Raw genomic sequence first — 10,924 nt, 5'->3', positions numbered from 1 at the left:
GGGCTTTACAATACAGTCTGTTCCAGCCCCAAGAACAGTCTTTCATGGGACGGTATGTCCTTGCTGCCTTTCCGTAAACATTATTCGGAGCCCGGGGGCGGCCGCCGACCGATACGACCGCATTTTATTGCAGCTCTTGAACAGAGACCCCCACGGGCGTCCAGAACGCTTCCGGGACTTGGGTGAAACCTTTTGGTTGCGGCTGTTAGGCCGCCTTAGGGAATACAGTACCCCTATCGCGCAGCACTTCAATATGGGTGTGAAACAGTATAATGCTTCTGAGGATATAGTAGATGTAAAGAACCGCACTCCCTCAGGCGCCCACAGCCGCAATTAAAAAATGGGCATCCAAAGTCCTGGGGCGGCCGGCGAAGGTTATGCGCCCATTTTAATTCAGCTCTTGGAAAGAGGCCCCCACGCGCTTATTGACAGGGCACCAGCTTCTCCGCATGGTGCAGTGAAGTCACCCCGAAGGTTCTGAAAACTTGGAGGAGGTGCCGACGCTACGGGGTTTTTCAGACGAACTACCCTTCATACCTCATTTACAAGGGGGGCGCTCCTTTATACATTTTGCCGCATCATGTGAAAACAGATGAGTCCTCCCGGGATCAAGGGATAAAGAAACAGGAACTCCATAAAGGCTCTGATGAAAATTGAATCCTGCCCCGCTCCCCTCAGGGAAAGGATCACCGGCGAAGGCCCGCTGACCCCGGTGATCCTTCGTCTGGCCGGTCCGGTCATTCTGATGATGTACCTCCAGGGGGCGTATAACATCATCGACACCATTTGGGTAGGGCGATTGCTGGGGAAAATTGCCCTCGCAGGGATCGCCGCCGGGGGCTTTGTCCTGTGGTCCCTGTTCGGCCTGTCCAACCTGGTCGCCGTAGGCAGCGCTGCCATGGTCGCCAGACGGATCGGCGAATCAGATTTGGAACAGGCGGAGACCGTGGCCACCCGAAGCCTGGCCTATTCATTCGGGTTGGCTGTGGCCATCGGATCTGTCCTCTGGTTCCTTACGCCGTTTCTCTTCCAGATAATGGGGACAGGATGGGAGGTTACCGCACAGGGATCCGAGTATCTCCGGATGATCCTGCTGGGGTGCCCTCTGATCTTTCTCTCTTTCCAGATTTTTAGGACCTTTCAGGCGGCGGGCGATACGGTCACTCCCATGTGGCTTATGTCCATTTCGCTGGTTGTCAATACGGCCCTGGATCCGGTGCTTATGCTCGGTGCAGGCGGTCTTCCGGCCATGGGACTCAAGGGAGCGGCGCTCGCCACGGTTCTTTCGCGGCTCTTGTTCGTGGTCCTGGGACTTCGGCTTCTATGGAAAAGGGAACGGCTGGGGTCGGGCGGTCTGTCCGATTGCCGGGCCGGACATTGGGTTCGAGGTCTTTTGCCCACCGTATCTGAAGGCGTCATAGGAATCCGATCGCAGATGTGGATGGGGTGGGACTGGAAATTGTTGTTCAGTATTATTCGGATCGGTCTTCCGGAAGCCGTCAGCCAGACGCTTTTTCCAGCTGTTTACATGGTGATGACGCGCCTTCCCGCCTCCTATGGTGCGCGTTATGTCGCTGCGCTTCGGATCGGTCACACGGTGGAAGGGGTGAGTTTCTTCCTTGCCATGGGATTCGCCATAGCCGCAGCCACCTGCATCGGTCAGAATCTGGGGGCTGAAAAACCGGAACGGGCGGATCGAGCCGGCTGGATCGCCGCCGGGGTGGTTGCGGCCATACTGCTTATCTTTTCCGGATGCTTTTTCCTCTTTTCCCACAGAATTGCCGCGATTTTCTCCGATGACCCGGGGACGGTCCAGGCGGGCGCCGCCTATCTGGAGATTCTGGCGGTGAGCCAGGCGTTCATGGGGATCGAAATCGTTCTGGGGGGCGCCTTCAGCGGGGCAGGAGACACCATCCCTCCCATGGCCATATTCGTGCCCCTCAACCTGGCGAGAATCCCCCTGGCCTATTTGCTCACCGGTCCCGCGGGCCTGGGGGTAAACGGGGTCTGGTGGGCCATCTCCGGTTCCACCATCTTGAAGGGGCTCGCCATTTCCTACTGGTTTGCCCGGGGTCGATGGAAAGAGAAAAAGGTGTGAAAAGCGATGCACCCCTGGGTAAGCGCTGACCAAGGATAAGGGCCGAAATATTTCAAATACAGGAAAGACCTCATACCCAAAACACCATGATCTGATGATAATGTTTTGACTGAGGAAAATTCCGGGGATATACGGGATTTTTCAAATAGGCGGGGCCCCGGCGATCCCTTTTTTACAAAGACTGCCTGGGCAATAAACAGCTGGTCTTACATATCCATAACAGAGGAACCGGGTTGAAAATCGATGTATTCCGGATGCCGGACCTTCAAGGGAAGTGTTCAGTACATCGGCGTCAGAGGAAAATAACCATCAAAACAGAGAATGAGGAGAAAAGGAGGCTGATCATGAAAACCAAAAAAACGGATAACTCACTTAAAACCCATCGTAAAAAGCTATTTATGGCCTGTCTGTTCCTGACTTGCGTTTTTGTCTGGACCGGCGCTTCATTTTCACAGCAGGATACTTCCCGCGATCCGGCAGGCGAATCTGCCGAAAAGAAGATCGAGGGAAACAGGACCACGGATCAAGGCGCCGGACCAGACGCCCAGATATCGACAGGCACTTATCCCCTCATCGGCCGCGATCTCATCACCCGCCGTGGCAAGAATGTCGGAGAGGTGGAGAATGTGATCGTCAACTATGACGGCCAAGTGGAGAAGGTCATCGTGGATGTGGGCGGTTTTCTGGGCCTGGGGGAAAAGAGAGTCGCTATCCCTCTGGATACGCTGCGGTTGAGTAAATGGAATGAGGCAGTCTATCAGGGAACGGAAGAGGAGCTTGAAGAGATGGACGAATATGAATCGCCGGAGCGGCGGTTGGCCTGGCAGCGTGCCCGGTATCCATACGGAAGACCCTACGCTACCCGATGGCACGATCCTTACTGGACCCGGCGGTACGATCCGTACACTCCGGGGGGATATGGTAGAGAAGGCGGACCTTACGGTTGGGATGGCCCCATGTATGATCGGGAACGGTGCCCCTATTCAGAGGATTACGGGTATCGCTGCCCCCCCGGACGGCGAGACCGGGACGAACCTCGCTGGCACAGGTACGAGCGAAAGACCCATGGTCGCAGAGGGGGTCCGGATTCATACCGGTACGGCAGGGAGCAGGGAGATACGGGTCCCGGTCGGATGGACAGGTCCCGCTTTAGGATCAGCGATCTCATGGACCAGACCGTCACTAACCCTCAGGGCGAAGAGATCGGCAAGGTGGAGGATGTCATTATCAGCGAAAACGGACAGAAGGTGCAGGCCGTTATCTCTGTTGGCGGGTTTATGGGACTCGGGGACAAGAAAATTTCGGTTCCCTTGGAAGAATTGAGCCGTAGAGAGGGGAAAGTGATCTGCAATCTCTGTAAAGCCGAAATCGAACGAGAGCCCGGTTACACGTCCACACCAGATGAAAACGTGGACAGAGGGGGCGGGCAAGAAAAGAAATAGTCTAATCTTAAGTCGAAGGCGTGACCCTGACAATCGATGAAATATCCTGAAAAATACCATGGATACCCAATTTTTGAGAGATGAATGTCTGTACCCAGCCGGAGAAAGGAGTGGGCGCAATGAATAACTTCAAAAAGATTTTATGCATTCTGGGCTTGTGTGCAGCCATTTCGTTTTTTGCCTGCGAGGACAAAGGCCCCATGGAGAGAGCAGGAGAAAAGGTGGATGAGGCCATTGAGGAAACAGGAGATAAGCTGGAAGAAGCCGGAGACAAAGCTGAAAGAGCGATGGATTAAACGCACGAAATCCACCTTTCCGTAACAGGCATTCAAGGCCCTGGGGCGGCCGCCGAATGATGGTCCCGTGTTTGTCCTGAATTAGTGGAGGAGATGATTATGGGGATAGGGAAGCTTTGGGTCTTTTTGGCCCTACTTATTTTGTTGGGAATCTGGCACGGGGTAGGAGGGGCTTTGGGGGAGGAGACCCAAGTAAATCATAAGGAGAGTGAGGCGATGAACGATCAGCGACAGGGCCTTAACACGGCTACCTTTGCGGGCGGCTGTTTTTGGTGTGTGGAGGCGGATTTTGAAAAAGTAGCGGGTGTGACCGAAGTGATCTCAGGATATACCGGCGGAGAAAAACCGGATCCGAGCTACGAAGAGGTGTCCACCGGGGACACCGGACACCTGGAGGCGGTTCAGGTAACGTATGATCCTCGAAAGGTCTCCTATGAGGCACTGCTCCAGGTCTTCTGGCGGCACGTGGATCCCACTGATCCGGACGGCCAATTCGTGGATCGAGGGCCGCAATATCGAACCGCCATATTCTACCATGACGAGGAGCAGAGGAACCTGGCTGAAAAGTCTAAAGCCCAACTGGAAAGTTCGGGACGTTTCTCCAAACCCATTGCCACCGAAATCCTTCCCCTGAGACGTTTTTATCGGGCGGAGGACTACCATCAGGATTATTACGAAACCCATGCCCTCCGGTACAAATTCTATCGATGGAAATCCGGCCGCGACCAGTTCCTGGAAAACGTTTGGAGCGAAGAAGAAAAACCGGCTCCGGACCGGTCCATCGAGTCTTCCTATTCCAAGCCCAGCAACAAAGTACTCCGGGAGAAATTGACGGATATACAGTATGAAGTGACCCAGAAAGAGGGGACCGAACCTCCATTTAAAAATGCGTACTGGGATAACAAGAGAGAAGGGATTTACGTGGACATCGTATCCGGAGAGCCCCTTTTCAGCTCTCTGGATAAATATGAATCCGGCACGGGCTGGCCCAGCTTCACCCGGCCTCTGGAACCGGACAATATCGTGGAAAAGGAAGACCGGCGCCTGTTCAGCACCCGTATCGAGGTCCGGAGCAAACATGCAGATTCCCATCTGGGCCATGTCTTCAAAGACGGGCCTCCGCCCAACGGGCTCCGTTACTGCATGAACTCCGCGGCCCTTCGATTCATTCCCAAAGAAAAAATGGAAGAGGAAGGGTATGGGGAGTATCTGGACCTGTTTCAGAAGGGGGCGGAGACGAAAAAGTGACTTTGTCTCCAATAGTCAGGATCGTCAGGTTGCAGCGAAGTCGCCCAGGTTCCGAATTGGCCGCCCATCCCGTCATGAGAAATGAGGTTCAATCCATGCATCAGCCTTTCCGCCCACTCGACCCTCCAGAACCCCGCCCGTCGGTAGATAAAGCCCTTTTCAGCTAACTGCAATACGGTAGAATTTGAAGAAATAGAATCCATAAGGGTGAGGAAACAGACCAAATACAGTCTTGACCCCATATGTTTTTCACCTCCACTTTCCTATGATGAAGTATCAGGAGGCGGCCTGACGGCCGCAACCATAGAAGGTCTTGGTGTAAATCCCGGAAATTTTTGAGCGCTTGCCCATAAGGCGCCAACTTCTCCGCATGGTGTCCCGCAAGGCGGGATTACAACCAAAGATTCTAAAGCATCATAATGATGAGGCGTCATGGAAAATATGAAAAATCAGGAAAGGAGGTAAAAATGAAAAAGAATCTGAAAAAGCGGGGTTGGGGCATTATGGGAACCCTTTGCGCGGTCGTGATGACCGTGTGCATGGTCTATGCGGTCAATGCACAGGTCCCCGCAGAGGTGGACTCCAACCCGAAAACCTACATGCCGGTGGTCATTGAGGAAGACTTCGATACCACCATGGCGGAGGATGTTAAGGCAAAGCCGAAGGTTATGGATCGGCAACAGACGCTTTTGGAAAGACGTTATGACCTGAGCGACCGGCCCGCCGATGTGATGATGTCCGGAAAGCGAAAACCTATTCAGAAGGGGGTACGGGTAAAACTTCCTGAAGGGATGACCTGGGAAAAATTGAATGCCATGACCCCGACGGAAATTAGACAAAAGGACTTTTTTCCCGAGGGATTTCTGCCTCTTCCGCATGCCAAGCATGAAACCGGAGGACAGGTATTTCCTAAGGACCAGATCGATGAGATCCAGAAACTGGAACAGCGATCTCTGGAACGATTCGATGTGGAGTTTGATATCCCTGAACATTTTATACCGGAATTCCCTCCGCCCGTTTATCTGACCACCCGGCCGGATCTGGGAGACGTTTCCCAGGGAAAACTGCTGAGCATCCATAATTACTATAAACTCATGAAGGGCATCCTCACTCCGGTTCAGATGGAAGGGTTGAGACTGCTGCTTACGCCCTTTCCCCAGCAGCAGTTCAATCAGACCGAAGACCGGAAGGTCAAGGATCCCAGCCTGGGTGTTGCCTGTCTTGATTGTCATACCAACGGCCATACCAATGCAGCCTTCCATTTGAATCCGGATACCCGGCCCCAGGTGGCCCGGTTCCGGTTGGATACGGTGAGCCTGCGGGGTATGTTCAACCAGCAGATTCATGGCTCCAAACGGTCCCTGCGATCCATCGAGGACTTTACGGAGTTTGAACAGCGGACCGCCTATTTTGACGGAGATCACGTGATTGCCGCAAAGAAGGGCGTGAATCTGCCCGACCGGGCCAGTCAGGTGGTCATGATGGCGCAAATGCAGAATTTGTTCGATTTCCCCCCGACGCCGAAGCTCAATGTCTTTGGCAAGCTGGACCCGGATAAGGCCACCCAGCAGGAAATGCTGGGCCAGGAAGTCTTCTTCGGAAAAGGAAAGTGCAGTGTCTGCCATCCCGCACCGTTTTATACCGATGACAAGATGCATGACTTGAAGGTGGGACGTTTCTATGAGCCGAGAATGAGCAACGGAAAATGGATCACCCCTGTGGGGCCCATTAAGAGCTTTACCCTGCGGGGCATCAAGGACTCTCCTCCCTATATGCATGACGGCCGGTTGTTGACCCTTGAGGACACTGTGGAATTTTTTAATCTGGTCACTCAATTGAACCTGAACGAAGAAGAGAAGGAGGCGCTGGTAGCCTTCATGCGACAGCTCTAATGCTTTAAGAATGAACGGCCGCCCACAGCTTGATAGCCATCGGCGGCCGTTTTTACGCTCCATGAAGTCCCTGTTCAGATCCGAACCACCCGGGTATGCGTCCAGATATGCCGCGTGCCACGCCTAACTCTTGCTGAAACTGTCCGGCGAGCCCCCTTCCCCTTCCAGGGTGCACTGGATGAAACCCATCCCCTGATGAATCCGGCTGCACGGGTGATTTTTTCATGAACCCGTCTAAAAAGATCTCCTTTCTCTTTCCCCAATTGGGACGCCTGCAGACTCATAACAAAAGCGATACCAAATAGGACGCGACTTCCAAATCACTTGGCCGGAATTTCACTGCATGGACTGTCATGGGTTTCCGGGGAAGCAGCGGCCGGGGCTATAGGGCTTGGCCCAGGGTGAAATCAGGTCTACACCCCATTTTCTTCATTGCCCGGTTGACATATGGTCTTGTCAAGCTTCAAGAAATAACGCATCGCATACGGAGGTAATGAAATGAAAGAAAAAAGCATGTCAACACTTTTTATCTTCGCCGGGATATTGGGAATCGCGGCGACCCTCTGGAGTGGTTTTGAAGCCGGTCAGGGCCCGTTTCGCATAGGAGAAGCGGGCATCTCTGCAACTACCCGATACCCCATCATGATTTTGGCCTTGGCCGGAGGCACGGGCGCTGTTCTCACGGGGCTCACCATCAAGGTGTTCAGTCGATGGATTCTGGGAATCGCTTCGCTGGTGTTCGCAGTGCTCATGGTGCCCTCTGTTTTCCAGGAAAATACATTGTCCATCCTGCCGGTAATCCTTATCACCCTGGTGGGGATTGCCCTTCTGGCCGAGCCGCTCCGGGAACCGCAAATCTCCCTTATCGAGTAATGGAGTATGGGAAGGCCGGTTCATTGTCATTACCAACGGGAAGTCTTTAAAGGGAGAAGCCATGTGGGGAGGATTGGTTAGAGTCGTTCTCTATGTCGTGTTCGTAACCCTTCCGGTCTGGCTGGCAATGTGGCTGGGGGAGGGAGGAGAAGGGATATTGATCGATGTGGGACGCAATTTCGCCCTTATCGGATTCATGATCCTGATTGTGCAGTTCCTGCTCGCCGCTCGAATCAAATGGATCGAACGCGCCTTCGGGCTTGATATCCTCATCCGGTATCACAAGTATATGGCATTGACAGCAGCTTGTCTCTTGATCATGCACCCCATTCTTCTGGCCCTGGGCCACAATAGCTGGAAGCTCCTCATCAGCCTGGATCTCCCGTGGTATATCCTGGCCGGCAAGACCGTCCTGGTGCTGGTGGTCCTGAACGTCCTGGTCAGTGTTTATCAGGGCCGGATCGGTCTGACCTTTGAAAAATGGCGATCAGGGCACGATTTCCTGTCGCTGATCATTCTGGTTTTTATATTTGTTCATCCCTGGTTTGCCGGAGACGATCTGGGACTTCTTTCCATGCAAATTCTCTGGATGGCCATGTTCCTCCTGGCTGCCGTTACGTTCGTCCACCATCGTTTTGTCCGACCGGGACGGCTGCGACGGCGCCCGTACCGTGTTGAAGAGGTCCGGCAGGAGACCGAAGACGTCTGGACGGTGAAGCTGGTCCCGCCGAAGGGGCAACCCATATATGATTATCTCCCGGGACAGTTCCATTTCCTGACCTTTTTCAGGGACCCCAAGCTTCCGGTCGAGGAACATCACTGGACCATCTCCTCCAGTCCGGCCCAGAAGGATTTCATCAGCTCGACCATCAAGGCGCTGGGAGATTTTACTTCGACCATAGGGCAGACCAAACCGGGCGATACTGCCGCGGTCCACGGGCCTTTCGGTCGCTTTTCTTATGCGCTCCATCCCGGGGAACGCGACTTGGTCTTCCTGGCCGGGGGCATCGGGATCACGCCCTTAATGGCCATGCTCCGACACATGCGGGACACAGGAGACACCCGATCCGTGGTACTCCTGTACGGCAACCGGAACGAAGATCAGATTGTCTTCCGTGAAGCGCTCGAACGGATAGCGGAGGCAAATCGGCCCAAGTTAACCCTGGTCCATGTGCTCAGCCGGCCCGGGGAGGATTGGTCGGGCGAGACCGGGTATATAGACCGGGAACGGATCGAGAAATACTGCGGGGAGAATCCGGCGGGGAAAATCTTTTATATCTGCGGCCCGATCGAAATGGCCCGTAAACTCATCACGATCCTTAACGACATGGGGATCCCGGAGAGGCGGATCCGGCAGGAAATCTTTTCATTTTTGGATTGAGGGGGAAACCATGCGAAAGCGCATCCTGCATCGCACGACCATGGCAGTGGCGGGTATTTTGGTGGTTGTCGCAGTCACCTTCGGGATCCTGAGGAACACCGTCATTTCGCATCCGGACAAGCCGTCACAGGCGGGAACAGAGGGCGCATCACTGTTCAGGGACAAGGGGTGTGTCCAGTGTCATGTCACAGGATCTGCTGAGGCCAAGATAGGCCCGGGATTAAAGGGACTGTTCGGCAGGAAGACACTTCCGGCCAGCGGTCGCCCTGTGACCGAGGAGAACGTCCGGCAACAGCTCAGGGATCCGTATGAGAAGATGCCCTCTTTTGCCAACCGGCTCACTGATGACGAGCGAGACCAGATCATCTCCTATCTCAAGACCCTGTGAGGGGCTGAAAATGAGACTTGGAGAAGAACCGAAAGGAGGTCGCGATGAGCAAACAATTTGTGTATGAGGTGAAAAAGTATCCTTCGGAACAGTTCCTTCGATTGGTCTATTTTTGAACGGACCAGGGAGAATGTAAGTTGGACCAACTCCCTTCCGAACAGATGAAGGCATTTGAAGATCTGCTCAACCAAAGAGGATCGGGAGGCTGGGAGCTGGTCCAAAGTATTTTCGGATCGGACGGCGTGATAACCATCTGGAAGAAGGAACAGGCCTGACGCGAGAACCTGGGGCATCCGTTGCAATTTTCGATGTTTGGACACGGTATTATCACCGCCTCAACACCCTCGGTCTAATGGACGCGACATACGCTGCTTTTTCAGGATGAATACAGGATTCCAAGTATGGATAGCGGAAAGGTCTTCGAATATAATATCGGGTAAAAACAATCCAAGCGAAAACCAGGGGAGGAAAGGAGGTAATCAGATGGCAAATTGTGCAGAGATGAAAAAAGGCGATGTTTTTGTCTGTAATTCATGTGGTCTGCAACTCGAGGTGGTAAATCCGTGCACCTGCGGGACTGAAGCCGGAGAGGACTGCACGGTTCCCCTCAAATGTTGCAACCAAGACATGACAAAGAAATAGGGCGGCGGACACAATGGAAAAGGCAGGACCTCCCTGGCCCTGCCCTTTCATTTCAGCTGGGAAAAACGAACCGATTACACCATTTCACGACGCCAGGAACCGATCCGACCGGTTCTGGCGCTTTTCACATCATCCTGTTTCTTTCCCGGGCAACCATGAAAAGAAAGAACCGATTATTCGACAGACCTACTTAAACTCGGTCGGGAACCGGGCCCTGAACCACTCGTGCCACCCCCCCTTCAATATGTAGACGTTCTTGAACCCCTTTTCCATCAATTGTTGCGCCACACGGGCACTTGTTACTTCACCGGGTCAGGCGCAATAGATAACTACGGTTTTTTCTTTGTCGTATTTGTCTGCCCATGCGTCCACACTTTGCGGGTCCTCCCTCAAGGCCCCTTGAACCTTATGCTCGCTGGCATTCCAGTCTTTGCCGATTCGCACATCCAATAGAATAAGCTCCGGTTTGCCCAGCATGGCTTTGAGCGCTTCTTTTGAGATTCGTTTTACGTCGTCCGCAAAGGAGAAGCTTCCGCTTACGATCATCGCCCACGAAATCGTCAAAGCAGTAAACCGTAATATCCTTTTCTTCATAACGTATCCCTCCTTTTCACCTTTCCATGGCGGCTATGGGCCGCAACCAATCCCGCCAGGACATAGGCGG

The 10,924-nt window shown here is 53.6% G+C and carries 11 protein-coding genes; 9 read left to right on the top strand and 2 right to left on the bottom strand.

The window, feature by feature from the left end; all coding sequences use genetic code 11:
- Positions 1-646 precede the first annotated feature (646 nt).
- The 9 genes from K9N21_05325 (at position 647) to K9N21_05285 (ending at position 9,893) form a co-directional block, all read left to right on the top strand.
- On the top strand, positions 647-2,098 hold the full coding sequence (locus K9N21_05325) for a polysaccharide biosynthesis C-terminal domain-containing protein (protein MCF8143323.1): 1,452 nt from the start codon (positions 647-649) through the stop codon (positions 2,096-2,098).
- Between the two features lie 344 nt (positions 2,099-2,442).
- Positions 2,443-3,540: a PRC-barrel domain-containing protein gene (locus tag K9N21_05320; protein ID MCF8143322.1), complete on the top strand. Its 1,098-nt coding sequence runs from the start codon at positions 2,443-2,445 to the stop codon at positions 3,538-3,540.
- Between the two features lie 119 nt (positions 3,541-3,659).
- Complete coding sequence (locus K9N21_05315; protein MCF8143321.1) at positions 3,660-3,836, top strand: hypothetical protein; 177 nt, start codon at positions 3,660-3,662, stop codon at positions 3,834-3,836.
- Between the two features lie 99 nt (positions 3,837-3,935).
- A complete protein-coding gene (msrB, locus tag K9N21_05310) occupies positions 3,936-5,084 on the top strand; it encodes a peptide-methionine (R)-S-oxide reductase MsrB (protein ID MCF8143320.1) in 1,149 nt (382 codons plus the stop codon).
- A gap of 467 nt (positions 5,085-5,551) precedes the next feature.
- Positions 5,552-6,976 (top strand): cytochrome B6, encoded by a 1,425-nt coding sequence (locus K9N21_05305; GenBank protein MCF8143319.1) that lies wholly within the window; start codon positions 5,552-5,554, stop codon positions 6,974-6,976.
- Between the two features lie 498 nt (positions 6,977-7,474).
- On the top strand, positions 7,475-7,849 hold the full coding sequence (locus K9N21_05300; GenBank protein MCF8143318.1) for a hypothetical protein: 375 nt from the start codon (positions 7,475-7,477) through the stop codon (positions 7,847-7,849).
- Between the two features lie 61 nt (positions 7,850-7,910).
- The gene (locus K9N21_05295; GenBank protein MCF8143317.1) at positions 7,911-9,230 is read left to right on the top strand and encodes a ferredoxin reductase family protein; all 1,320 of its coding nucleotides are present in this window, start codon (positions 7,911-7,913) and stop codon (positions 9,228-9,230) included.
- 10 nt (positions 9,231-9,240) lie between these two features.
- The gene (locus tag K9N21_05290; protein ID MCF8143316.1) at positions 9,241-9,618 is read left to right on the top strand and encodes a cytochrome c; all 378 of its coding nucleotides are present in this window, start codon (positions 9,241-9,243) and stop codon (positions 9,616-9,618) included.
- 137 nt (positions 9,619-9,755) lie between these two features.
- Positions 9,756-9,893, top strand: coding sequence for a hypothetical protein (locus tag K9N21_05285; protein ID MCF8143315.1), 138 nt, complete (start codon positions 9,756-9,758; stop codon positions 9,891-9,893).
- A gap of 553 nt (positions 9,894-10,446) precedes the next feature.
- Here K9N21_05285 and K9N21_05280 read toward each other — a convergent pair.
- Positions 10,447-10,548: a rhodanese-like domain-containing protein gene (locus tag K9N21_05280; protein ID MCF8143314.1), complete on the bottom strand. Its 102-nt coding sequence runs from the start codon at positions 10,546-10,548 to the stop codon at positions 10,447-10,449.
- A gap of 24 nt (positions 10,549-10,572) precedes the next feature.
- Positions 10,573-10,854, bottom strand: coding sequence for a hypothetical protein (locus K9N21_05275; protein MCF8143313.1), 282 nt, complete (start codon positions 10,852-10,854; stop codon positions 10,573-10,575).
- Positions 10,855-10,924 lie beyond the last annotated feature (70 nt).

The organism is Deltaproteobacteria bacterium (genome assembly GCA_021737785.1).
Taxonomy (GTDB): domain Bacteria; phylum Desulfobacterota; class DSM-4660; order Desulfatiglandales; family Desulfatiglandaceae; genus AUK324.
This window is presented reverse-complemented; position numbering and strand designations above follow the sequence as displayed.

Bases quoted from the DNA above. Each gene is read 5' to 3' on its own strand.
- K9N21_05325 (MCF8143323.1), top strand. From the start codon at position 647: ATGAAAATTGAATCCTGCCCCGCTCCCCTCAGGGAAAGGATCACCGGC.
- K9N21_05320 (MCF8143322.1), top strand. From the start codon at position 2,443: ATGAAAACCAAAAAAACGGATAACTCACTTAAAACCCATCGTAAAAAG.
- K9N21_05315 (MCF8143321.1), top strand. From the start codon at position 3,660: ATGAATAACTTCAAAAAGATTTTATGCATTCTGGGCTTGTGTGCAGCC.
- msrB (MCF8143320.1), top strand. From the start codon at position 3,936: ATGGGGATAGGGAAGCTTTGGGTCTTTTTGGCCCTACTTATTTTGTTG.
- K9N21_05305 (MCF8143319.1), top strand. From the start codon at position 5,552: ATGAAAAAGAATCTGAAAAAGCGGGGTTGGGGCATTATGGGAACCCTT.
- K9N21_05300 (MCF8143318.1), top strand. From the start codon at position 7,475: ATGAAAGAAAAAAGCATGTCAACACTTTTTATCTTCGCCGGGATATTG.
- K9N21_05295 (MCF8143317.1), top strand. From the start codon at position 7,911: ATGTGGGGAGGATTGGTTAGAGTCGTTCTCTATGTCGTGTTCGTAACC.
- K9N21_05290 (MCF8143316.1), top strand. From the start codon at position 9,241: ATGCGAAAGCGCATCCTGCATCGCACGACCATGGCAGTGGCGGGTATT.
- K9N21_05275 (MCF8143313.1), bottom strand. From the start codon at position 10,854: ATGAAGAAAAGGATATTACGGTTTACTGCTTTGACGATTTCGTGGGCG.